This window comes from Halalkalibacter nanhaiisediminis (genome assembly GCF_007830185.1).
Classification (GTDB): Bacteria; Bacillota; Bacilli; order Bacillales; family Bacillaceae_D; genus Halalkalibacter; species Halalkalibacter nanhaiisediminis.
On sequence record NZ_VLKZ01000008.1, the window covers coordinates 36441 to 59857 of the forward strand.

Below are 23417 nucleotides of genomic sequence, written 5' to 3' on the forward strand. Positions count from 1 at the left end.
GCGATAATATTCTTCCCAATACCGCTTACTCTTTCACATCAGATGTATTTTGATCTTTTTCAGCTTTCTGCGCTTTTTCTTCTTCCTCAACCTGGTCAACTGGAGAGGAAATGCCAGTACCTTCAATTGCATAGTCAATGTCTTTACGGAGAGCAAAGTAATTTTTGTTCGTATGACCAGCAACCCATACTTCCCCATTAATTCTCTGTAACCAAACGCGACGATGAGCCCAATATGACCCTTGAACTAGACCAATCATAAAAATAATCCCACCAGCAATCAAAAAGCCAAGTGTATTGTCTTTTCTAACAGCTAGAGCTGTGACATGCTTAGTGTCAACATCAATAAAGGTCATTTTATATTGATTTTCACCTAATGGTTCTAAGTTTTGGCGAATTCCAACAAAACTAACCTCTCCCTCAGGTGTTTCTGGTGTAAACATTTTAAAAATGAACACTGGATTATCTGGTATTTTAGAGCGTGTAGATGGCACGTTTGCTTCATTTAAGTAATAGTCAGCAAAATACTGAGTAAGCTCTACACGATAACCATCTCCCAAATCATATTCAGGCTGAGGATCTAATAAGTCAATATCCATTCGACCGAATGTTTCACTCGTTTCTTTATTTTCCAAGGTGAAGCTCATCGTATTCAATTCATTTAGTTTATAATCCACTTGATAAAGAGCAAAGCCATCAAATTTCATAGGCTCATTAACTCGTATTTCGTGGTGATCGATCTCCTTTAAATCACCTTCTAATCCAACTGTCCCTGTATCTTCTCGCTCATAAAGGATCGCGTCCGTTTGATAAGTCTTGACAACAGGGGCACCAGCACGTTGAATCGCATCAGCAAAAATCTCATCATCCTCATCGTATAGTTCAACGAGAAACTCTTCATTTTTGACAAAATATTGGCTACCAGTTCCAGGGACGACCTCTATCTCATCTTCACGAATCCATACATGCTCATCAATGTACATACCTGGAAAATAACGTAGCATACAGCCAATGAGAAAAATAATTAGACCAATATGATTCACATAAGGCCCCCAACGAGCAAAACGGCCCTTTTCAGCAACTAGGTTCCCATTTTCTTCGGAAATCTTATATTTTTTCTCAGTTAGCTTTTGTTTTACCTGCTCAAATGTGTCATCAATATCATCCACTTTAGACGTACCGTACACACGTTGTCTCTTCATAAAATTAGAATGACGAGTGACACGCTGATTCTTTAGCGCTCGGTAAAGCGGAACGAAACGATCTAAACTTGCAATAAAGATAGAAACACCAAGCCCTGCAATCAAAAGCATATACCACCAAGACCCATATAAATTATGAAAGCCTAACTGATAGTACATTTCGCCAGTAAAACCGTATTCATCAGCATAATAGACTGCTGGATTAACAGTTGGTGGAATATACATTTCCTGTGGATAAATTGTTCCTACAGCTGATGAAACAAGGAGTAGAACAATAATCCATATACCAACTTTTACTGATGAGAAAAACATCCAAATTTTATCTATAAAGGTTGTCGTGTAAGTTTGGGAACGTCTAGCGACACCTTCATAACGCATATTAAGCAATTTCTTATCATTGTCATTCTCTGTTAGCGGCTTCCCACATGATTCACAAACAATTGTGCCGTGGGGGTTCAAAAACCCACATTCACATTTTACTTTGTCCATTCTTTACACCCCAAGTTATGTTACCGGTTTAATTCTCTCCATGAAGTCTCGTACCATTGCCTCTGTCATACCTCCTGTATGCACATGAACAATCGTCCCATGCTCATCAATTAAGACAGTAGTTGGTAATGGGCTGATTCCGTACGCATCACTTACGTTCATTCCTTTATCAATCACAACAGGAAATGTCAAACTGTATCTGTTGACAAAGCGTTCAACCGTTAACTCAGGTTCATTGACATTTACCGCAATAATTTCGACACCTTTTTCCTTATATTCAGCATATAAATTCTCCATATAAGGCATTTCTTTTTCACATGGTGGACAGTAAGTACCCCAAAAATTTAAGAAAACCCCTTTACCTTGAAGATCTGAAAGCTCAATACGCTCCCCTTCTAAATCATTTAAAACAAAGTTAACGGCATCATTACCTGCTTGTGCAACGCTTCTATCCGCAAAGAAGTTGGAATAAAACGTATATCCAAGGGCAAGAGCAATGACCGCTAAAATGCTTGTCCGCATAATAAGTCGCTTTTGTTTCACAGTCTTACCTCCTTACAACAGAAAAATCACCCTACATTAGATTAATTCTATTATAACGTCGCGAAAGGTTATATGTAGAGATTCTTTATGACGGTTTCGTGACAGCTAATTCACGAAGATGCTTGACTTCAATTGGCTTAAGCGGTCTCACATCACCAGGGTTCATGCCGCGAAGATTAAGAAAACTGTATTGTTCACGCTTGAGCTTCATGACAGGATGATCAATTGCCTCAAACATGCGACGAACTTGACGATTACGTCCTTCATGAATGGTTAGTCTAATGATCGCTGTTTGCTTTTTCTTATCAATCGACATCATTTTCACTTTGGCAGGTGCCGTCTTACCATCTTCTAACTTAACTCCATATTGAAGCTCTTTTAACTTTTCACGAGAAGGAATCCCTTTTACTTTTGCAACATACACTTTCTCAATTTTGAATTTTGGGTGCATGAGCATATTAGCAAATTCTCCGTCATTCGTTAAAAGGAGTAGTCCCGACGTATCGTAGTCGAGTCTTCCAACAGGGAAAACACGCTGCTCGATTTCAAGATAGTCCGTGACAACCTTTCGCCCCTTCTCATCCTTAACACTTGAAATAACACCACTTGGTTTATACAACAAAAAATAAACCGGTTCTTCGCGATCAATTGGCACACCTTCGACTTCAATAGTGTCTTTATTAGGCGTTACTTTCACACCTAACTCTCTCACAACTGTTCCATTTACTTTTACTTTTCCATCAACAATTAATTGTTCTGCCTTACGCCTTGATGTAATTCCAGCTTGGGCAATTATTTTCTGTAACCGTTCCATCTCTTTCACCTCACGTACCATCATACTCTTCCACATGCGAATTCTCAAGCGAAAGAAAAGTCAATTAATTTAAAAGAAAGCAGATGGCACCAATCCATCTGCTTAAAGTCATTATCCAAACACAATTGTTACAATGATAATGGACGCGACAATTCCAACAACATCAGCTAGTAAGCCAACATTCAGGGCATCACCCATTTTCTTAATTCCTACGGCACCAAAATAAACGGTTAACACATAAAGAGTCGTATCCGTACTACCTTGCATAGTAGAAGCAAGACGACCAATAAACGAATCAGGACCAAACGTTGCGATTAAGTCTGAAGTCATACCAAGTGCACCTGTCCCTGAAATCGGCCGGATCATGGCAAGTGGAACGACTTCTGGAGGCACCCCTACCACTTGCAAAATTGGCTTTAATAGATCAATCAAGAAATCCATTGCACCAGATGCACGAAAAACCGAGATCGCCACAAGCATGCCAACAAGATACGGAATAATAGAAATCGCCATTTGAAATCCTTCTTTCGCCCCTTCTACAAAAACCTCATACGTTGCAACCTGCTTGTACGTCCCATACATCAAAATGAATGCAATTAGAATGGGGATAAGCCAAATCGATACGGCCGCAAGAAAGCCCATCTAGTAACGCCCCCTCCTCATTCTCCTGTGATAAAAATAGCGATCAATTAGCAGTGCACCAACTGTTGAACAAGTCGATGCCATAAGGGTCGTACCAACAATTTCTGTCGGAGAGACAGAACCATAACTCATTCTAATTGAGATGACTGTCGTTGGAATGAGCGTAATACTAGCTGTGTTAATAGCAAGAAGAGTGATCATCGAACGGCTCGCCTCTTCCTTGCCTTCATTTAACACTTTTAGTTGTTCCATTGCTTTAATTCCCATTGGAGTAGCTGCATTTCCGAGTCCAAATAAATTGGCTGTCATATTCGATAAAATATACCCCATTGCAGGATGATTGGATGGCACCTCAGGGAAAATACGAGTTGCAAATGGCCGTAATACGCTAGCCAATCTTTTTAACAATCCTGCTACTTCTGCGATCCTCATTAATCCTAACCAAAAGACAAGAATGCTTATAAGCCCAAAACAAATAGTAACAGCGTCCTTTGCTCCAGCAAAAATGGCTTCATTCACTTCTGTCATCCGTCCATTCACAGCAGCAAAACCTATACCAATGACGAGTATCCCCACCCAGATTTTATTAATCAATGCCCCTCACCCCTATCGTAAGCGAGAAAAGGTCAAGAAATCTTGACCAAAATCCTTTTTTTTCTTCTACTTCAGGTGGTTCAAATAAAAGTGGAACTTGACCAATCATCTCGTTATTTAATAAGAGTTCGACCTTTCCCACTGGTCTTGGTGGAACATAACTCTCCATTTTCGCATTTGTTGGCGGTTTAAAAAGCGTGATTTCTTTTTCTAAAGCTTCTTGCTCTGTCTTTGAAAGGGGATAGTCAAAAGAGTACGGCGCATAAACATGATCTTTATAGAAATGGTCATCAATTTCTTGCTGAATTCCTTTTTCAACTAGTGTTTCCATTGAATAAGCATCAAAAGCCCAGTTAAATAAATTCATGTGATCGTGCCAATCACTAGGTGCATTTAATGTAACAGCAATCAGATTCATGTCATCCTTTGTCGCTGTCGATACGAGTGTACGATGTGCCAGCTTTGTAAAGCCCGTTTTTCCTCCTGTTGAGTAGCGGTACAATTCTGTTAACAAACGATTTTTATTGCGCCAAACTCTGATATTGTCACCCTCGGCACGATGACTTTTTGTCGAGGAAATCTCTCTATATTGTCCATTGTTCATTGCATATCGCGTTAGAATGGCCATATCGTACGCTGATGAATAATGATTTTCATGATCATCAAGGCCATGTGGATTTTGAAATAATGTATTTGACATTCCTATTTGCTCAGCCTTCTCATTCATCATAAATACAAATCCTTCTAAACTACCACCAACATGTTCTGCTATTGCGACAGCCGCATCATTTCCACTACGAAGCATCAATCCGTAGACAAGATCCTCTAGTCTAATTTTTTCTCCGATTTGTAAATAAATCGATGACCCTTCCGTCCCTCTAGCGCGAGCAGAGACCTGAACCAGTTCGTTCATTTTTCCTGATTCAATCGCAAGAATGGCTGTCATGATTTTTGTAATACTTGCGATACGTTGGGGTTCATGCTCTCGTTTCCCATACAAAACTCTTCCAGATTCCTGCTCAATAAGCACAGCTGCCTGAGCCGAAACAGAAAAATTCCTTTGTTCCGCATGACTTTGAATAGGTAACGCTGTCATGATTAATAAAAAAACGATCATTATAAATGCGCATTTTCTCCTCATCCAAATCCCCGTCCTATCTATAAAAGTCGTTCTATTCCATACAATCTATCAATTTAAATGAGCCCTCAAAGTCTCTTTATAAGCCATGTCTATGCAGGACAACCAATGTTATGACAGTCATTATCCGAGTCTACAAGGCATGTTTACTTTTTAGACAAATGGAAACAATGAAGATCTTAAAGTGTAGACTCGTTAGGAGAGAAGAAAGAATGGTACTAAACGAAATGGCAATAGTCTTAGGAAGAATTTTAACGATTTTTCCATTACTTTTAGCAACTGCACTCATTATGGGGAAACGTTCGATTGGAGAACTTCCGATCTTTGATTTTCTTGTCATTATTACTCTCGCTTCTGTGACAGGAGCTGATATTGCTGATCCAAACATCAACCATATCCATACTGCTTTTGCCATCATAGCGATTGGTCTTTTCCAAAAATTTGTTGCCTTGCTCTTGATTAACAAACGCAAAATTGGAAAATGGATTACGTTCGAACCAACCGTCGTTGTAAAAGATGGTCAAATGCTCGTTAAAAATATTAAGGCTATCCGTTATTCCATTGATAATATTCTACAAATGTTGCGACAAAAAGACATTTTTGATATTGCCGAAGTCCAACTTGCGATCATTGAATCAAACGGTGATATTAGTGTGCAAAAAAAGCCTGAGAAATCAACACCTTTAATAGAGGATTTAGGGATAACGAAAAAATCAAGTGGAATATCATATCCTGTTATTATCGAAGGCGTCATCCGTGAAGAAGTGTTGAAGGATCTGCGATTAACGAAAGAAGCCCTTCGTAAGCGATTGCAAGACGAAGGGATCATAAGGATTGATTCAATCTTCCTTTGTACGATTAATGATGAAGGAGATCTTCATTTAGCCTATTCGAGAAATGATGAACGAATCGAGCGAATTCAACATTAACGATGGTTACTATTTTTCAAACGTTTTTCTAATTCATGAATACATGAAACGATGTTAACAGCTGCAGCAGGTTGTTTTACACACTTTGTCCGTCTCACCATTTGTTCATATAATAATGGATTAGTTAACATCTGTTCTAATAAAACGACTAACTCTTCTTTTTTTTCAGCTTTCAATGCCGTTCCTAACTCCATTAAGATTTCTGCATTTTGTTCTTCATGCCCTGGTACAGGTTTATAAATAATAATAGGCGTTTCACATGCAAGCGCTTCAGACATCGTTAAGCCGCCTGCTTTTGAGATAACAATATCACTTGCTCTTAAATAGGCAGTAAACTGCTTCGTAAATGGAATCACGTGAATACGATGCTTCCCTTGATAATTTCTGAGCTTTCGGTTTAGCGTTGTATTCATTCCAGTCATAATTAGCACCTGAATCGGTTTTTTAAGATGATCTAAAGTACGTAAAATTTCAACATAGTTGCCTAAACCAAGACCTCCCCCAGCAATTAATACTGTTTTTTCATAAGGATCCACATGTAAGTCTGTTCGAATCTTCCAACGTGGAACACATACATTAGGTATAGCCTTTATCGGAATTCCTGTATAGTAAAATTTCTCTAACGGAACCTTGTATATCTTTGCAAAACGATCGTAGTATGGTGATGCCGTAAAGTAAGCATCGATTTCCGGACGGAGATAAGCAGGATGAAGATGGAAATCTGTGATCACCGTATAAAGAGGAATATCTAAACGTTTCTTTCTTTTTAATTTAGCTAAAAAGGCGGTCACAAAAGGATGTGTAGAAATCATCACGGTTGTGCGCTGTTTACGAATAGTCGAATAAAGCTGTTCACTGAAAAAGGCACCTAAATAGTCCATGAGCAAAAACCAAGAATAGGCTTCACCGTACTCATATAACTTTCCCCAAAGCCTTGGTGTTAAGCGCAGCATATTTAAATAAGTATCCAAAAATAGTTTGTGTAATAAAGGATGAATCGATTGAAACGTATCAACAACAGTCACAGAGTCGCCACGAAGCTGAAACTGTTCTTGTAACGCATTTGATGCCTCATTATGGCCATTGCCAATTGATGCTGAAAATATTGAAATCTGACTCATTTAATCCTCTCTTTCTGAAACAGCTAGATACCTTTTTTGTTAGTGTTTGTTTTTTTATAAAGAACATTCATCAAAATTGACAGTAGCAAATCAAGATTGTCGAAAAAATTGTCATTTCATATTAAAAAATGGCAAGTAATCTCTGGATATAGTGAGGAATTAACTAAAGAGGATTAGTTAATAAAAAATAGAGGTAAGTGAGAGGATTAAAACTCTTTCCTAAAAATCCTCTACAAATAGACGGATATAAACATCAAATCCAATCTCTACTTGTAGGGAGCAGTTCAAAAATTGTATTGAGGAAAAACTGAAGAACCGTTATAACATAGGAACTTGCCTAACGACCTGCCCTTCTATTCGAGCAAAGATGTCAGCCAAATCATAACCCGTAATCGTCAGATCGTGATTTTTTAGTCCGATGATTGCCTGCGATGGATTAACTGCCTTGTATACTAAGTTCGCAACCGATTCAGCTAAATCGATTGTGCCACAAGGAAAATTACATTCCGTAGCTTAAACTCCATCAATCCATCTATGAATATGGACAATAGCGCCAACCTCAGGATTTTCCACTATAATCGAATTTGGCATGTGAATTTGTTCTTAGAAAAAATCAGCGAAAATAATAGGAGTTTTGTCTACACCTAAATAAACCATTCTAAATAGCTTGTAGTAATAAATATATTCGTCACATTTTGAAAAAAAGATGGGTGGAAATGAGTCAAGGAGGAGGATTTGCTCTAGTATTGTATTATTTCATTTTGCTTATTATTGTAGGCACAAGCTGGTGCTACAGAGACGGCGTATACGGGTTCTAAAAATATGAAGTAGACTGCGTGAGTAAGTAGTCTACTTCATATTTAAAAGAAATCTTAGGGGAAGTTGTCACACCATTAACCTTATTTACGCCTTTGTATAAGCAGATACCATTTTATGCACATGCTCCATTTGATCTGCACACCATTGATATGTTTGCTTCGCTTGATCGTTCTCGGTATCTAGAGCATACAATTGTAAATCTGCTTGTACTTTTCTTAAACTTGCGTCTAGTAATGGTAATTCTGTCGGTTCTGGAACTTGAATCAAATCATCAAACAAATCGATTGTTAATTGTCCGTATTCATCTACTTGTCCCAGAAAGACATTTTCGACAATTGCATCCATTTTACCGAGCTCTTCTTCAAGCCACTGCCTGTTAAAACCTCTTGTCGCTAGTGGTTCATCAAGTATTTTCCCGTCCATAATAACCGTTTCAGGTTCTTTAATTGGTGCCACTTGCTTATTCAGTACTTTCGCTGTAATTGGCTGTTTTTCTTTTTTTACTATTACATTAAGTTCACCGTTTCCTTCAAGAAGAGCAAACTCTACATCCGAGACCTGAAAGACTTGCTTGGACCTGAGCTTTCTCAGTAATTCATCCGACGTCACATGCTCTTTATTTAAATTATCCTCAAGTATTTTTCCATCTTTAATGACAGGAATGCCCTTTCCACTTATGATCGTACGAAACGTTAAACTTTTCATACTTAAAAAAGCGATTCCAATCGCCATACCTGCCCATATGACTAGCGAAACAATAACATAAGCAATGGGGATTTCTAATTGAAAGGAACCAACTGCAAGAATAATCGCAACAGATGCAATTAAACCAAATTCAAATTGTGACGTTTCACCAATCGGTTTTCGGACAAAAAAACGCGTGACAGTAAACAATAAAAGAAGACCAACCAAGCTTCTTATTCCAACCTCGAGCCATCCAGGCATATCCATCCTCCTTTACGTTTGTTGATATTGTGGTTCTTCATATTCAATTTGACCGACTCTCTTCTTTATCTCATGAATGACTGTGCGCGTTTTAAGTGCACCTTGGTGAAAGGCTTCTCTTGCCTCTTGTTCAGAAGTCTTAAGTGCTAGCGAAGACAACGTTGCTTCAATCGATTGTAAGGTTACGAGCGTTCCATGTACTTGACTTCCTACCGTCATTCCACATTTCTCCTTTATCCTTTTGGTTTAAATGCGAGGGATGCAAGAAACCCGAAAATGATCGCTGCAGATATACCCGCACTCGTTACTTCGAAAATCCCAGTAATGACTCCAATCATTCCTGTCGTCTCTGCTTCAGCCATTGCACCATGAACGAGTGAATTACCAAAACTCGTAATCGGTACAGTTGCCCCGGCACCAGCAAAGTCAATTAAAGGCTCATATAAACCAAACCCATCTAATATTGCCCCACCAACAACAAGAGTACTCATCGTATGCGCAGGTGTTAATTTCATCACATCCATTAATAGTTGACCAATGACGCAAATGATTCCTCCGACAATAAATGCTGATAAAAAAATCATGTCTCCTCACCCCCTGCTTCAATCGACACAGCGTGCGCGATACAAGGTATCGTCTCCTGCTGCTGGAAAGAAAGAGGTGATAATAATGCCCCTGTTGCAACAATGAGCATTCTTTTTAACTCACCACGTTTCATTTTGTTAAGGAGATGCCCATACGTAACGGATGCGGAACAACCAGGTCCACTAGCACCAGCAAGAATTGGCTGCCCTTCCCTATAAATCATCAACCCGCAGTCTTGGAATGTACCATCTGGAAGTTCTAACCCTTTTTCAGCAAGCAATTCTTTTGTAATCGGTAGTCCAATTGAGCCTAAGTCACCCGAAGCAATTAAATCGTAATGATCTAAAGGCAGATTTCGATCACGAAAATGAGCAATAATTGTGTCGGCAGCTGCTGGTGCCATCGCCCCGCCCATATTAAAAGGGTCAGATAATCCCATATCAATTACTTTTCCAATCGTTGCAGATGTCACAACTGGGCCTTCTCCGACATTCGATACTAAAGCAGCTCCTGATGCGGTAACAGTCCATTGAGCCGTTGGAGGCTTTTGTCCACCATATTCAGTAGGATAACGAAATTGCTTTTCTGTTGCAGCATTATGGCTTGAGGCAGCAGCAATCACTCGTTCTGCCCCTTTTCCATTGATAATAAAAGCCGCTAAAGCTAAGCCTTCCATCGAAGTCGAGCAGGCGCCAAATAGTCCTAAATAAGGAATGGCAAGCGTCCTGGCAGCAAAACTTGAAGGTGTTACCTGATTGACTAAATCACCAGTAAACATAAATTGGATATCTTCTTTTTGTAACTCTGCCTTTTCAATTGCTCGAGTGATCGATTCTTCTAATAAGACACGTTGAGCTTTTTCATACGAATCCTCTTCAAGCCATAAGTCATCATGAAGTAAATCGAAATCATCTGCCAGCTCTCCTTTTGCTTCAAATGGTCCGCCAACTGTTCCAGTTGAAATGATCACTGGCCGATTTTCAAATATCCACGTTTGATGTCCTTGCAGCATATTACATTCCTCCCCACTGAATAAAAGCCGTTTTAATCAGTGCAATAATAAATGCGGCGACTGTTCCAAAGACAATAACAGACCCAGCAAGCTTAAACATATTTCCGCCTACACCTAAAACGTATCCTTCCGTACGATGCTCGATTGCTGCAGATGCGATTGAATTAGCGAACCCCGTGACAGGGACAGCTGTTCCCGCACCTGCAAATTGTGCAAAACGATCATAGACACCAAATCCTGTTAGAAGGACAGCTAAAAAGATTAATGTCGCAACAGTCGGGTTTCCGGCTGTTCGTTCAGTAAAATCAAAGTATACATAAAAAACGGTTTGGATCCCTTGCCCTATTAAGCAAATTAATCCACCAACTAAAAATGCACAGATACAATTTTTAAATATCGGCCGTTTGATTTCATGTTTCTTCGCTAGTTTCTGATATTTCTCTTGTGCAGGTGTCACATTCTTTAATTTGCTCGACGACATCCCTCATCACCCCTTTATGATCCTTTCATCATCTCTTCTAATTTTTTCAGTTCTTCTTTCAATCGTTCCTCACTAATTTGCTTGTTCTTAAGCTTTTGCTCTAACTTTTCTAATTCGATAAATATTTTTTTATCTGTTGAAAGATGAACATTTGCATCTGGAAACCGTTTTTTTACAGCATCATGACCTTGTTTACGAATTTCTTTAAGACGAAAACGATCAAAGTGCTTTACTTGTGGGGCTAAATAAATATTCTGATTTTCGTTAACCCCTTTCACTTCCACTACTTCCTCCATAGAAAGGACAATTTGTTTTGCTTCATCCGCCACATTCTGATTGATCATTGCATTATTTGCTAACGCCATCGGTTTAACGTCTTCCTGCGCGTGAAACGCCTGACAACCTGTTAGCAACATCATGAATAATATTCCTTTTATTAGTCCCTTCATCATTGCGTTCTCCTTCCATTATCTATGTAGAACAAAGGGTGACTTACCCTTAAAGTCACCCTCAACCATTTCTTATTGCTTGTATTGTGGCTCTTCCTGTTCAATTTCTTGCAATCTAGGTTCAAGGCCCTGAACAATACCTTGAGTTTGTGTAGCCATTTGTTGAAATAGTTGCTTTGCTTGCTGATTTTCCGTCTCTAATGCAAATGTCTCTAAGCTTGCTTGTGCACTTTTTAAACCTGCTACTGTTTGTTTCATTTTTGCTGCTACTGTCATATATACTCATCCCCCTCTTAGTGGTTGAAGATCAGTGCCTTCACAGGTTAGAATAAACACTTTGACCTGAAACTATTTCATACAATTTTTGTAAATCAATATAGATTCTTTTGTGCTACACTAATCAAAAATCTATAAATTCGAGGTGTCTTCATGTATGTAACAATCATCATGCTTTCTTTTTTAATCTGTACATTTCTCATTCTCCTTATCATCTTTAAAAGACAAAAACGTCTATTAGAAGATGTTCAACACATGAAACAGATAATCAAAGAGCTAACCATTGAGTCAAAAGTGACACAGCATTATCTCCAAACAGAATTACGTAATGAAAAGAAAGCTCATGTCTTGCTGCTCGCTTACCGTATTCGCGATACTGTTCATAAACAAGAAAAAGCTATTTTTGCAAAGACCATTGAAGATACACCTTTAACACACGGGCTACCAGACGACGAATTAGCACAACTTTTCTCACCAGAACACGCGCTTATCATTCAACAATACTTTTCTGCTTATAGACAATACATTAAGATGTACTGGACCAACTCAGCTGGAAAAAATAAAACGATTTTTCGAGGAACAAAAGATTCATCCGAATCAGAGCTTGGACAGCTTCACCTCGCCTCCTCTCACCTCGTCAAACAATTTGATCAATGGCTTATTCAATTACAGTCCACTACATAATCGCCTCTTTTTTCGTCCACACTACAGCTTGTAGCGATCATGTAAAAAGGGGTAGTTGTAGTGTGAATACGAATTTCCTTTCCTTAACTGTAGAGTTACTTATCGGTTTTTTTGCCCTGCTAGTCATGACAAAAATTCTAGGCAAAACCCAAATTACGCAACTATCACCATTTGACTTTATTTCAGCATTAGTTCTTGGAGAGCTTGTCGGAAATGCAATTTATGATGATGAAATCGGACTACAATACGTCCTCTATGCCATTGTGTTTTGGGGTGTTTTAATTTTTGCGATTGAAATGGTGACCCAGAAATTTCGAGGGTCGCGCTCGTTCTTAGAGGATAAGCCTGCTCTTGTGATTGCCGAAGGGAAAATTCAATACGAGGAATTAAAGAAAAATAAGCTAGACCTGAATCAACTTCACCATTTGTTACGTGAGAAGGACGTGTTCTCTGTTCGAGAGGTCGCATATGGCGTTCTTGAAACAAATGGTTCCGTCAGCGTATTAAAAAAACAACCTGTCGATACTCCCAAAAATAGTGATTTACAAGTCCCAGCTAAACCTGTCTTCCTCCCAATCACTCTCATTTTAGATGGAGAAATCATTGAAGAGAGCTTAAGGAAATTAGAAAAAGAAAAGTCTTGGTTAACCGATGAATTATTCAGACGCGGTATTCCAGGCCCTTCCTCTGTACTTTTTGCTGAATGGTTAGAAGGAGAAGGGTTTGAAATTCAAACTTACTAAAATGTAAATTAAGAGGTGGTTAAGGAATGGTGGCGCGAAAAATATGGTTAATATTAATTCTTGGAGTTGTGCTCATAAGCTGTCAACAACAAGAACCAGAAGGAGCCAGTTTATCTGCACTCTCTAAAGAGAAATCGAACAAAGATGAAAAGAAGGTCATCGTTATGGTGGTGGATTCAATGACAGAAACACTTGTTCATAACGGTCTTAAAAATGGAGCCACCCCTGCCCTATCTTATTTGATCGATCATGGGACCGTCTACCACGATCTCATCTCCCCTTTTCCAACAATGTCCGTTGTGATTGAGAGTTCGTTAATAACTGGTACACCACCAAATAAACATCAAGTACCAGGCTTAATTTGGTATGACGAAACAAACGATGAGCTTGTTGATTATGGTTCAACTGTACCTAGAACATGGAAGCTTGGGACAAAGCCAGTCTTAATGAATGGTTTGTATGATTTAAATAATCAAGATTTATCTCAAAAGACCGAAACGATCTATGAGGCGCTTCACCAAAAAGGTCGTACGACTGGTTCTGTCAATATGCTTGTCTATCGTGGTCCTTATTCACATGAGATCTCTCCTCCACCTTATCTCAAACAATGGCTCGACCTTCCTAAACCCCTCGAAACGAAAGGACCAGATTTGCTTGCTTTAGGTCAAGTGATCAAGCCTAAAGTGATTCAACAAGAGCAACTTAGTGACGGGCTATTTAATAGGTTTGGGATCAATGATGACTATTCAGGGAAAGTAGCTGAAACATTAATTAAAAAAGGAGAACAGCCTGATTTTATGATGGTCTTTTTCCCAGATTTTGATAAAGAAGCTCATAAAAATGGACCTACTAGCACAGAGCTCTTTGCCAGTATAGATTTGAAGGTACAACAAATTTTAAATGCCTATGAAAGCTGGGATAAAGCCCTAGAAGAGACGACATTTATTATCATTGGCGATCATAGCCAAGACAAAATCAAGGAAAAAGGAGAGGAAGCTGCTATTGAGCTTGCTTTGTTGCTTGATCCTTATAAGATCGCTCCATTACTCGATGAACCTAGCTCAGGTGATGTTGTCATTGCCAATAATCACCGAATGGCCTATGTTTATTTATCAAATGCTGCATTAGACTTTCCTGCGGTTGCAGACCGTTTTGCACAAGATACACGAATTGACCATGTAGCATGGTTAGAAGAAGATAAGCTGATTCTCTATCAAGTTGGAACTTCAGGCTACTTACGAATAACGGAAGACGGAAAATGGCAAGATCGTTATGGTCAGCGTTGGGAAATCGAAGGAAATGAAGCAATAGCAGACATTCACTTGAACAAAGAAACCATGTCGATTGACTACAATGCCTATCCAGATATCTTTCACCAATTATTTGCAGCCCTTCGAAGTCACAGTAACCCAATGGTCATAACAGCAAAGCCAGGCTACACCCTTAAAACAGAGGGAGCCCCTGTACACCATGGTGGAGGGGAACATGGCGGGCTCCATCATAATGATACCGTTACTTCCATGATTATTGCTGGAAGTGACAAACAACCAAAAATAAGACGGATGGAAAACTTAAAAGAATACTTTCTTAGTCTGTATCAATAGTAAACAACTTGCCACTACTAGAACAAACCAAGTAGTGGCTTAATAAGGTTGCCATCTTAACTGACGAGCATGAAGAAAACGATTTTCTACAGCCGGCCAGTTAACAATATTCCACCAATTGTCAATGTAAGGTTTGCGTTCATTTTTGTATTGTAAATAATAAGCGTGCTCCCACACATCAAGAACGAGTAATGGAATGACATCTTGTTGACTTAAATTTTGGTGTTTTTCCGCTTGAAGGATCTCTAGGCGATGTGAACGAGGAGACCATACAAGTAAGGCCCAGCCGCCACCTTCAACCTTTTCCGCTGCAGCAGAGAAATGTCCTTTCATTTTGCGGAAACTACCGAAGTCTTGCCTAATTTGCGTACCTATTTCACCACTAGGTTCCCCTCCGCCACGAAGACTCATAATCTCCCAGAAAATGGAGTGCAAATAATGCCCAGCACCGTGAAAAGCAGCCTCCCTTTCCCAATGCTTAATGAGGTCATAATCATTGCGATTACGCGCTTTTTGCATTTCCGTTTCTGCTTTATTTAATCCATCGACATAGCTTTGATGATGCTTATCATGATGCAGACGCATAATTTCTTCAGAAATATATGGTTCTAGTGCATTGTACGCATATGGCAGTGGCGGTAATGTATGCCCTCCAATCGGAACAGGGTTTATCCGAATTTCTCCTCCATTCATACGTGCTAGTTCAAGATCATTCCATTTTTCGAACACATCGGAAGCTAGCTCACTTAAATCATCATCACGTACTTCATTTTCCACATTTTCTCCAAGGTTACATTCTTCCAAAAGTGCGGCAAGTGAGTTCACAAACAGCTTAATCTTATCATAACTAACCCGTCCTTCTATTTGAGGACCATACTCATTCCACACGTTTTTCATTTCTGTGGCCCATTCACAAATCGCTTTTTTATGCGCATTCATTCTCATCACTCCTAGTCAGTGATTACTTCTCTATCCTATGAAGGAATGTAGCCTAAAGGTGACAAAAATAAAAAACAGAGTAAGGATCATCCCTACTCTGTCTCTAATGTTTCCTCAAATTTTTTAAAGAAGAGATCCGCTTCATCTTCAAGTGATTCCACATCGATTTCTTCTGGTAAAGGTGGCAGCTCCTCTAAACTTTTTAAGCCGAAGTGATCTAAGAAAAACGGTGTTGTCCCGTACAAAATTGGTCTTCCTGCCCCTGGTGCTCGTCCGACTTCTTTAATGAGAAGCTTTGATGTTAACGACTGAATTGCTTTTTCTGACTTCACCCCACGAATGTCATCGATCTCCATTCTTGTTATCGGCTGACGGTAAGCAACGATCGCTAACGTTTCAAGCGCAGCCTGAGAAAGCCCTGAATGGATTGGAGATGTTGCCAGTTTCTTAAAATAAGGAGAATGCTCAGGTCTTGTCGTTAAGCGATATCCCCCTGCGACTTCAATGATTTGCAGTCCTCGTTGCTGTTCGTTACATAATTGTTGAAGCGATAGAAGCGCATCATAAACCGTCTCGACTTCAACATCTAGCACTTCAGCCAGTTGTTCCACTGTTATTCCTTCGTCTCCAATTACAAATAATAACCCCTCAATCGCCGCATGCAATTCTTCAAGCTTCACGATCACACCCCTCCTTCTGTGCTGTATATCATGATGTCTTGGAAGTTGCTCGATTGCTCACATTGAATTGCTCTCGTTTTCATTAACTCTAGAATGGCCAAAAATGTTACCACAATATGCCCTCGCTCTTGGACTGTAAACAATTCATTGAAGCGACATCTTCCTCGAAATCTAGCGAGGTCTGTTAACACCTCTTGCATTCGATCTTCAATCGAATACTCTTGGCTTGTTACTGTAGTCATACGTGGAGCTTTTAATTCTTTACGCTTTAATAGTTTCTGGTAAGCACTTAACATATCAAACAATGAAACACCTTGTATCGCAATATCTCTTCGTTCATCTTCAGAAATATAAGGATCCAAATCTTCAGGTGGTCGCGTGTGGACAAGACTGCGTTCCTGTTCTTTTTCTTTCAATTCAGTTGCTGCTTCTTTGTATTTTTTATACTCAATCAAACGATACATTAATTCTTCACGAGGATCCTCGTCTTCTTCAACTTGCCAATCCTCATCAAAAAGCTCTTCCTGTTGCGCCGGAAGAAGCATTTTACTCTTTATTGCTAACAAAGTAGCAGCCATGACTAAATATTCACTGGCAACATCGAGCTGAAGATCCTGCATCGCATGAACGTATGACATATACTGATCTGTAATCACCGCTACAGGAATATCGTAAATGTCTACCTCTGCTTGGTTAATAAGGTGAAGAAGGAGATCGAGGGGACCTTCAAAAGTATCAAGTTTGACACTATAAGGATTCATCTAACCACCACTAGCTTCTATTTTTTGCGCTAGAGCAGATTATACCATAATTCAACTATGCGGGGAACATGCCTTCGCTTAGATGAGTATGGTAAACTAGTAGAAATAGCTAATTATGAATAAATCGTCATTGTAAAAAGGAGTTTATCTATGTATCCAAAGCCCTATTTAGATTATCTTATTTATTTTCATGTTGAACGGGATTACTTCGAGTGTCATGAAATTTTAGAAGAGTATTGGAAAGCACAACCTCGCGGAAAACGGCAGGTACATTGGGTAGGCTTAATCCAAATTGCTGTAGGGCTGTATCACCAGCGGAGAGGAAATATCAATGGCGCAAGAAGAATGTATAAGAAGGCAGCCTCCATTATTACTGGGCAAACAGATTCCATAACAAAATTAGGACTTGATGTACAGGCATTGCTTGAACTTTTAAATAAGCAGATCGATACACTTGAGCAACAACCATTTGCTGATATCAATTTACCGATTACAGATAAAACACTGCTAATTGCTTGTAAGAATCGTTGCGGGGAACTGGGGATAGAGTGGAACATGACAAAGAGCAGCTTAGATGATGCTCTTATAAACAAGCATACAATACGTGATCGCAGTGACGTCATAGCTGAGCGCGCTAGACAGCTTGTTTTACGACAAACAAAACAGGGAGAGAAGAACTAATCCTCGTTCTCCTCTTCCTCCAAGCAATAGAGCAAAAATTCTTTTGTCGGTTTAGTAGGCTTTAACTCACAAGGTAAGAGCTTTCGTAATTCTTCAATCATTTTTGTTCCAATACCCTCATCACGAAAAGAAGGATTCACACAGAGATGATGAAGCTTTGCTTGTTCACCTTCCACCTGTATACCAACTACACCGACAAAATCTTCTTCTTTCCAAAGGTAAAGCTTCCAATCAGGATCATTCTCATACGTGTCCATTGTCTTCTGAAGCTTCTTAATTTCTTTTTCTTTCGGCATAAAAGATAAAAGACCCATCGCTATTTTTCGATTAGACATTTTATAAGGTACTAACATACAAACCTCTCACATTTTTTGACATATTCATAAAGAGATTAAATTTATTTACTTGTTCACAATTTTAACATTATTTACTAGATTCCATTGATTTTTTTACATAAATGCAACGAATTTATTCTACCATATGCAGTTAGTAAAACAAATGTTTCTCTAAATAAAATTCAATATAATGGAATACAAAAAACGACAAAGACTATCACGTCTGTGTCGTTTTTTTGTATTCTTACTGATCAAAGCTACGGCTTAAATTTGCCATTTCAATTGCTGCTGTTGCGGCATCCCAACCTTTGTTACCAGCTTTTGTACCAGCACGCTCAACAGCTTGTTCAATCGTATCCGTTGTTAATACACCAAATATGACTGGCTTGCCACTTGATAGCGCAAGTGACGACACTCCTTTAGCAACCTCGCTACAAACATAATCAAAGTGTGGCGTTGCCCCGCGGATAACTGTACCAAGTGTGATGACCGCATCATATTTACCTGAATCAAGCATCTTCTTCGCTGCAAATGGAATTTCAAATGCACCTGGTACCCAAGCAATATCAATATCTTCTTCTTTAGCACCATGTCTTCTTAATGCGTCTTCTGCCCCACCAAGAAGCTTACTTGTAATAAATTCATTAAAGCGTCCTACAACGATTCCTACTTTTAATCCTGTTGCTACTAATTGTCCTTCAAATACTTGTCCCATTATAAAATTCCTCCCAAGAATAGATCTCTATAAGTTTTTTGATATTGCTAATATAAACGGTTATTTAAAAATGAAGCATGTGACCGAGTTTTTCACTTTTTGTTTTTAAATAGCGTTCGTTATCTTTGTTATGTGGTAATTGCAACGGAACGCGGTCAACAACTTCAAGACCATACCCTTTTAATCCTGTAATTTTACGTGGATTATTTGTTAATAAGCGCATTTGCGTCACACCGAGCTCACGTAATATTTGTGCTCCAATTCCGTAATCACGTAGATCTGCTGGAAAACCTAGCTTCTCATTCGCTTCGACTGTGTCGTACCCTTCCTCTTGAAGCTTATAAGCTCTTAGCTTGTTCATTAGACCAATGCCGCGACCTTCTTGGCGCATGTATAAAAGAATACCACTACCTGCTTTCTCGATTTGGGCAAGAGCTGCGTGTAGCTGTGGCCCACAATCACAACGATGCGATCCAAATACATCACCCGTTAAGCACTCAGAGTGAACACGCACAAGTGTCGGTTCTCCCTCAATAATCTCTCCCTTAACAAGCGCAACATTTTCCTTGCCGTCAATGACATCAGAAAAACCAATTGCTCTGAAATCACCAAAATCGGTTGGAAGCTTAATTTCCACTTCGCGTTTGACCAGTGAATCCTTACGATGACGATAGCGAATTAAATCTTTGATTGTAATCATCTTTAACCCATGCTCATCCGCTATTTTTCTAAGTTCAGGTACACGAGCCATTGTGCCATCTTCATTCATAATTTCACAAATCACTCCTGCAGGTTTCGCTCCAGAAAGACGCGCTAAATCAACTGCAGCCTCTGTATGTCCCGCACGTCGCAGAACTCCACCATTTTTAGCAATGAGCGGGAAAATATGTCCTGGTCGCTTAAAATGGTACTTTTTTGCTTCAGGATCAATTAAAGCTCGAACGGTATCTGCCCGTTCTTTTGCAGAGATCCCTGTTGTAGACGTTTGATGATCAACACTCACCGTAAAAGCCGTACCATGAGGATCTGTATTATGATCGACCATCGGCACAAGATCAAGCTCTCTTGCACGATCTTGCGTAATCGGAGCACATATGAGACCACGACCATGGGTAGCCATAAAATTAATCACTTCAGGAGTTGTTTTTTCTGCTATCGCAATAAAGTCTCCTTCATTCTCGCGATCTTCATCATCACATACAATGACGACTTTCCCCTGCATAAGCTCGTAAATTGCTTCTTCGATCGGATCAAACAACGTTTCTTCCTTATTATCGGCCATCCGACTCACCATCCCACTCTCTATTTATTTAAAACCATGCTCTTTTAAAAATTCTCCAGTTAATGATTGATTAGGCTGCTTCTTATGATCAAAGCGTCGCGTGATAAATTGTTCAATATATTTGCCTATCATGTCACATTCGATATTGACTCGGTCGCCTACACCTTTTGAGCCGATAATCGTTTCTTCAATCGTGTGTGGAATGATTGAGATCGTAAAGCTTTTTTCATCAACAGCGAATATCGTTAGACTCGTACCATCAACGGCAACCGAGCCTTTTTCCACCATATAATGCCTTAATTCAGGCCCAATGCCAATTTGATAATAGACCGCGTTTTGCTCAGGCGTTTTAGCGAGAATTTTACCCGTTCCATCAACATGACCCGATACGAAATGACCGCCAAACCTGCCACCTGCACTCATCGCACGCTCAAGATTTACTTTTGCACCACGACCGAGACCCTGTAAGCTTGTTGCACGAACCGTCTCAGGCATGACATCAACGGTAAAATACTCCTTCGTAAAGGATGTAACAGTCAAGCAAACACCGTTCACCGAAATACTATCACCTAGCTGCACATCCTTTAAAATCCGCTTCGCACCTAGCTTCATCACCATCGCTTCGCCACTTTGACGAATATCTAGGATCGTTCCAATTTCTTCTATGATCCCTGTGAACATTACTCCCCCTCCTTTACTTTTGCGACAACTTTTATATCTGCACCAATCGTTGTTACTTCTATTATGTCCAATTGAAGGGCTTCATCCACTTCCAAAAATCCTTCCCCACCAATGGCAGTCAGTGCCCCGTTACCACCAAACAGCTTCGGAGCCATATACATAATGATTTGATTGATCGCGCGTGCTTTTAAAAAGCTACCATTTACTTCCGCGCCACCTTCAACAAATAAAGATGTCACACCTTTTGAACCAAGCACTTGCAGAACGGTTTGAATGGAGTCATCAGGTAAACGCACGACCTCAACTCCAAACTGCTCAAGCGCTTCTTGCTTTTCTTTAGAAGCTTGCTCTGTCGTTAAAATCCAAGTCGGAGCTTCCTGATCCGTCACGAGCTTCGTATCAAGCGGTGTCCGAAGCGTCCGATCAAGCACAACTCGAATCGGATTTTTACCACCATTTGGAAGACGCGTTGTTAAAGACGGATTATCCGCAAGTACTGTACCAATCCCGACAAGAATCGCATCATGTGTATGTCGGTAACGATGAGTATCCTCTCTAGCAGCTGGGCTAGTAATCCATTTACTTTTCCCTGTCGTCGTCGCTGTTTTCCCGTCAAGTGTCGTCGCAGATTTCAATGTAACAAACGGTGTCGCATTCTTCATGTAGTGAAAGAAGACTTCATTCAAGGCATCGGCTTCTTCTTGGCAAATACCAAAAACAACTTCTAGCCCAGCTTGTCGCAATTTATCAAGACCTCTTCCAGCAACAGCGGGATTTGGATCACCTGTCGCTACGACAACTCGTTTTAATCCTTGCTCGATAATTAAATCCGCACAAGGTGGCGTTTTTCCGTAATGGCTACATGGCTCAAGGGTGACATAAATCGTTCCACCACGCGCTTTTTCACCAGCCATTTTCAACGCCTGAACTTCCGCATGACCTTCTCCAGCCTTTAAATGAGCCCCAACCCCCACGATCGCACCGTCCTTCACCACAACGGATCCGACCATTGGATTTGGAGAGGTTTGACCACGTGTACTTTCAGCCAGTTGGAGGGCAAGCTTCATATAGTCTTGATCGTTCATTCAGATCCCTCCTGTTTTTATAGATACATCCTTTAATGAAGTTTTTGCAAACAGAAAAAGCCCTGAGTTTAATAACACTCAGGGCTTGAATTGAAAAGAGTCACGAAATAAACGCGCAATATGTAAATATTGACGTTGTTGCAGTGTGTTAAAAAAGGACAGACTAATCCCTTTAAACGCAGATGATTTTTCAAAAATCATCGCTACACCGTCTCGTTCCTTCTCCCATCCAGACTTTCACTGTCGGTCCCGGATTTTCACCAGGTCCACCGCCTCTATAAATAGATTCGGGTCACGGACTAAGAAGCCATCGCTTCATCACCGCCGGTCGGGAGTTTCACCCAGCCCCGAAGGAAACGACCAATAAGGTCTTATATAAAGTTGTTGAATTGATTGTATCCTTTACGATAATGATTCGTCAACAACTTTGCTCGTAAAAAAGACCCAGGCCACTCTGAGCCTCCTTCTACTACTCCTCATTCTTTTCTTTTTCTTGCAACTGCGCTAATTTCGCAAGCAAAATATGCTGCGGCATGTGCATAATTTGTTCGATTGGTACGTTTAATGATTTTGCTAATGTTTGTGCTGTTTCGGCTGATATTTGTAATGGTCTCATTTCAATCTCTCCCTTTTGCTATATTTAATCTAGACATTACACGATCGTTGCTTGCTTTTGAAATAATTTTTTTGTGAATTCTTGAAAACTCGTTGCGATTAGCTGCTCTTCCCAGCTCCCATCACCGTTTTCGCTCCCTATAAAATAAACAACCCCTGGCTCTGCTCCTTGCTTGCGATAATCAAGGGCAACCCAAGATTCAAAATCACCTGTCAGTAATACGATTCCGTTTGGCAATCCACATTCCTCGACAAATACGCTCGATAATCCAACGCCGCTCTCTACATCGATTTCATATAAATACGGCACGATTGCCGCATCACCATCCTCAAATAATACATAACGATACTTAAGCTCGCCACCGTTTTGCTCAAGCATTAATGTCACATAATCTTTAGGCAGCTTAACACAAAGCTGCTGCTCAACAAGATTGACTTTTTCAATCGTTAGTTTTTCACCTGGCTTATATTCAGTAGCTGATTTCCAAAAGCTTTGACCTTCGTAAAATTGTAAACGCATCACTAGCCTCCTATCTATCCCAATTAGCTTATAACCATTATAGAACAGAGAAGC

The 23417-nt window shown here is 39.8% G+C and carries 30 protein-coding genes, 1 pseudogene and 1 riboswitch; of the genes and pseudogenes, 6 read left to right on the plus strand and 25 right to left on the minus strand.

The window, feature by feature from the left end:
* Positions 1 to 25: 25 nt before the first annotated feature.
* From resB to IQ10_RS13965, 6 genes are all read right to left on the minus strand, one after another.
* On the minus strand, positions 26 to 1690 hold the full coding sequence (gene resB / locus IQ10_RS13940) for a cytochrome c biogenesis protein ResB (protein ID WP_144451109.1): 1665 nt from the start codon (positions 1688 to 1690) through the stop codon (positions 26 to 28).
* Positions 1691 to 1705: 15 nt separating this feature from the next.
* Positions 1706 to 2233: a thiol-disulfide oxidoreductase ResA gene (gene resA, locus IQ10_RS13945; protein ID WP_144451110.1), complete on the minus strand. Its 528-nt coding sequence runs from the start codon at positions 2231 to 2233 to the stop codon at positions 1706 to 1708.
* Between the two features lie 85 nt (positions 2234 to 2318).
* The gene (locus IQ10_RS13950) at positions 2319 to 3047 is read right to left on the minus strand and encodes a pseudouridine synthase (RefSeq protein WP_144451215.1); all 729 of its coding nucleotides are present in this window, start codon (positions 3045 to 3047) and stop codon (positions 2319 to 2321) included.
* Between the two features lie 111 nt (positions 3048 to 3158).
* Positions 3159 to 3689 (minus strand): spore maturation protein, encoded by a 531-nt coding sequence (locus IQ10_RS13955; protein ID WP_144451111.1) that lies wholly within the window; start codon positions 3687 to 3689, stop codon positions 3159 to 3161.
* The gene (locus IQ10_RS13960) at positions 3690 to 4283 is read right to left on the minus strand and encodes a nucleoside recognition domain-containing protein (RefSeq protein WP_144451112.1); all 594 of its coding nucleotides are present in this window, start codon (positions 4281 to 4283) and stop codon (positions 3690 to 3692) included.
* Positions 4276 to 5424 carry a D-alanyl-D-alanine carboxypeptidase family protein gene (locus tag IQ10_RS13965; protein WP_144451113.1) on the minus strand — a complete coding sequence of 383 codons (1149 nt, stop codon included), beginning with the start codon at positions 5422 to 5424 and terminating at the stop codon, positions 4276 to 4278. Before IQ10_RS13965 ends, IQ10_RS13960 begins: the two co-directional genes overlap by 8 nt.
* A 209-nt stretch (positions 5425 to 5633) precedes the next feature.
* Between IQ10_RS13965 and IQ10_RS13970 the strand changes: the two genes are divergently transcribed.
* Positions 5634 to 6350: a DUF421 domain-containing protein gene (locus tag IQ10_RS13970; protein WP_144451114.1), complete on the plus strand. Its 717-nt coding sequence runs from the start codon at positions 5634 to 5636 to the stop codon at positions 6348 to 6350.
* Here the strand turns inward: IQ10_RS13970 and IQ10_RS13975 are convergent.
* Both IQ10_RS13975 and IQ10_RS18425 read right to left on the minus strand, forming a co-directional pair.
* Positions 6347 to 7471 carry an MGDG synthase family glycosyltransferase gene (locus tag IQ10_RS13975; protein ID WP_144451115.1) on the minus strand — a complete coding sequence of 375 codons (1125 nt, stop codon included), beginning with the start codon at positions 7469 to 7471 and terminating at the stop codon, positions 6347 to 6349. The two genes, IQ10_RS13970 and IQ10_RS13975, sit on opposite strands and share 4 nt — an antisense overlap.
* A gap of 318 nt (positions 7472 to 7789) precedes the next feature.
* Positions 7790 to 8050: pseudogene (locus IQ10_RS18425) on the minus strand (class II aldolase/adducin family protein); the annotation flags it as partial.
* A gap of 137 nt (positions 8051 to 8187) precedes the next feature.
* On the opposite strand from IQ10_RS18425, the gene IQ10_RS13985 reads away from it, so the two are divergent.
* Positions 8188 to 8289 carry a YjcZ family sporulation protein gene (locus IQ10_RS13985; RefSeq protein WP_144451116.1) on the plus strand — a complete coding sequence of 34 codons (102 nt, stop codon included), beginning with the start codon at positions 8188 to 8190 and terminating at the stop codon, positions 8287 to 8289.
* An 85-nt stretch (positions 8290 to 8374) separates the two neighbouring features.
* On the opposite strand, the gene IQ10_RS13990 is transcribed toward IQ10_RS13985, so the two are convergent.
* The 7 genes from IQ10_RS13990 to IQ10_RS14020 form a co-directional block, all read right to left on the minus strand.
* Complete coding sequence (locus IQ10_RS13990; protein WP_144451117.1) at positions 8375 to 9235, minus strand: DUF421 domain-containing protein; 861 nt, start codon at positions 9233 to 9235, stop codon at positions 8375 to 8377.
* A gap of 12 nt (positions 9236 to 9247) precedes the next feature.
* Entirely contained in the window at positions 9248 to 9454 is a 207-nt protein-coding gene (locus IQ10_RS13995; protein ID WP_144451118.1) for a DUF1657 domain-containing protein, read from the minus strand.
* Positions 9455 to 9468: 14 nt separating this feature from the next.
* Positions 9469 to 9819, minus strand: coding sequence for a stage V sporulation protein AE (gene spoVAE / locus IQ10_RS14000; protein WP_144451119.1), 351 nt, complete (start codon positions 9817 to 9819; stop codon positions 9469 to 9471).
* Positions 9816 to 10832, minus strand: a complete 1017-nt coding sequence (gene spoVAD, locus IQ10_RS14005; protein WP_144451120.1) for a stage V sporulation protein AD — start codon at positions 10830 to 10832, stop codon at positions 9816 to 9818. Before spoVAD ends, spoVAE begins: the two co-directional genes overlap by 4 nt.
* Position 10833: 1 nt before the next feature.
* Positions 10834 to 11313, minus strand: coding sequence for a stage V sporulation protein AC (gene spoVAC / locus IQ10_RS14010; RefSeq protein ID WP_144451121.1), 480 nt, complete (start codon positions 11311 to 11313; stop codon positions 10834 to 10836).
* A gap of 14 nt (positions 11314 to 11327) precedes the next feature.
* A complete protein-coding gene (locus IQ10_RS14015) occupies positions 11328 to 11762 on the minus strand; it encodes a YhcN/YlaJ family sporulation lipoprotein (protein WP_242009837.1) in 435 nt (144 codons plus the stop codon).
* A 72-nt stretch (positions 11763 to 11834) separates the two neighbouring features.
* Positions 11835 to 12038, minus strand: coding sequence for a DUF1657 domain-containing protein (locus IQ10_RS14020; protein ID WP_144451123.1), 204 nt, complete (start codon positions 12036 to 12038; stop codon positions 11835 to 11837).
* A 255-nt stretch (positions 12039 to 12293) separates the two neighbouring features.
* On the opposite strand from IQ10_RS14020, the gene IQ10_RS14025 reads away from it, so the two are divergent.
* From IQ10_RS14025 to IQ10_RS14035, 3 genes are all read left to right on the plus strand, one after another.
* Complete coding sequence (locus IQ10_RS14025) at positions 12294 to 12722, plus strand: hypothetical protein (RefSeq protein WP_144451124.1); 429 nt, start codon at positions 12294 to 12296, stop codon at positions 12720 to 12722.
* Between the two features lie 62 nt (positions 12723 to 12784).
* The gene (locus tag IQ10_RS14030) at positions 12785 to 13465 is read left to right on the plus strand and encodes a DUF421 domain-containing protein (protein WP_144451125.1); all 681 of its coding nucleotides are present in this window, start codon (positions 12785 to 12787) and stop codon (positions 13463 to 13465) included.
* 26 nt (positions 13466 to 13491) lie between these two features.
* Positions 13492 to 15069: an alkaline phosphatase family protein gene (locus IQ10_RS14035; RefSeq protein ID WP_144451126.1), complete on the plus strand. Its 1578-nt coding sequence runs from the start codon at positions 13492 to 13494 to the stop codon at positions 15067 to 15069.
* Positions 15070 to 15108: 39 nt separating this feature from the next.
* Here the strand turns inward: IQ10_RS14035 and IQ10_RS14040 are convergent, their stop codons facing one another.
* The 3 genes from IQ10_RS14040 to IQ10_RS14050 form a co-directional block, all read right to left on the minus strand.
* Entirely contained in the window at positions 15109 to 16008 is a 900-nt protein-coding gene (locus IQ10_RS14040) for a superoxide dismutase (RefSeq protein WP_144451127.1), read from the minus strand.
* A 92-nt stretch (positions 16009 to 16100) separates the two neighbouring features.
* Complete coding sequence (gene scpB, locus IQ10_RS14045) at positions 16101 to 16688, minus strand: SMC-Scp complex subunit ScpB (protein ID WP_144451128.1); 588 nt, start codon at positions 16686 to 16688, stop codon at positions 16101 to 16103.
* Positions 16689 to 16690: 2 nt separating this feature from the next.
* The gene (locus tag IQ10_RS14050) at positions 16691 to 17449 is read right to left on the minus strand and encodes a segregation/condensation protein A (RefSeq protein ID WP_144451129.1); all 759 of its coding nucleotides are present in this window, start codon (positions 17447 to 17449) and stop codon (positions 16691 to 16693) included.
* Positions 17450 to 17599: 150 nt separating this feature from the next.
* On the opposite strand from IQ10_RS14050, the gene IQ10_RS14055 reads away from it, so the two are divergent.
* Positions 17600 to 18130 (plus strand): DUF309 domain-containing protein, encoded by a 531-nt coding sequence (locus IQ10_RS14055; RefSeq protein ID WP_144451130.1) that lies wholly within the window; start codon positions 17600 to 17602, stop codon positions 18128 to 18130.
* Here the strand turns inward: IQ10_RS14055 and IQ10_RS14060 are convergent.
* The 7 genes from IQ10_RS14060 to IQ10_RS14090 all read right to left on the minus strand — a co-directional run bounded on the left by IQ10_RS14060 (position 18127) and on the right by IQ10_RS14090 (position 23363).
* Positions 18127 to 18483, minus strand: a complete 357-nt coding sequence (locus tag IQ10_RS14060; RefSeq protein WP_144451131.1) for a GNAT family N-acetyltransferase — start codon at positions 18481 to 18483, stop codon at positions 18127 to 18129. The two genes, IQ10_RS14055 and IQ10_RS14060, sit on opposite strands and share 4 nt — an antisense overlap.
* 226 nt (positions 18484 to 18709) lie before the next feature.
* Positions 18710 to 19180, minus strand: a complete 471-nt coding sequence (ribH, locus tag IQ10_RS14065) for a 6,7-dimethyl-8-ribityllumazine synthase (protein WP_144451132.1) — start codon at positions 19178 to 19180, stop codon at positions 18710 to 18712.
* A gap of 64 nt (positions 19181 to 19244) precedes the next feature.
* Positions 19245 to 20462 carry a bifunctional 3,4-dihydroxy-2-butanone-4-phosphate synthase/GTP cyclohydrolase II gene (locus IQ10_RS14070; RefSeq protein WP_277878035.1) on the minus strand — a complete coding sequence of 406 codons (1218 nt, stop codon included), beginning with the start codon at positions 20460 to 20462 and terminating at the stop codon, positions 19245 to 19247.
* A 24-nt stretch (positions 20463 to 20486) separates the two neighbouring features.
* Positions 20487 to 21143: a riboflavin synthase gene (ribE, locus tag IQ10_RS14075; protein WP_144451133.1), complete on the minus strand. Its 657-nt coding sequence runs from the start codon at positions 21141 to 21143 to the stop codon at positions 20487 to 20489.
* Positions 21143 to 22228, minus strand: a complete 1086-nt coding sequence (ribD, locus tag IQ10_RS14080; protein ID WP_144451134.1) for a bifunctional diaminohydroxyphosphoribosylaminopyrimidine deaminase/5-amino-6-(5-phosphoribosylamino)uracil reductase RibD — start codon at positions 22226 to 22228, stop codon at positions 21143 to 21145. The genes ribE and ribD overlap by 1 nt, the downstream gene beginning before the upstream one ends.
* A gap of 213 nt (positions 22229 to 22441) precedes the next feature.
* Positions 22442 to 22587, minus strand: a riboswitch (FMN riboswitch).
* Between the two features lie 110 nt (positions 22588 to 22697).
* Entirely contained in the window at positions 22698 to 22844 is a 147-nt protein-coding gene (locus IQ10_RS14085) for a YycC family protein (protein ID WP_144451135.1), read from the minus strand.
* Positions 22845 to 22880: 36 nt separating this feature from the next.
* Positions 22881 to 23363: an SMI1/KNR4 family protein gene (locus tag IQ10_RS14090; RefSeq protein WP_158640045.1), complete on the minus strand. Its 483-nt coding sequence runs from the start codon at positions 23361 to 23363 to the stop codon at positions 22881 to 22883.
* Between the last annotated feature and the right edge of the window lie 54 nt (positions 23364 to 23417).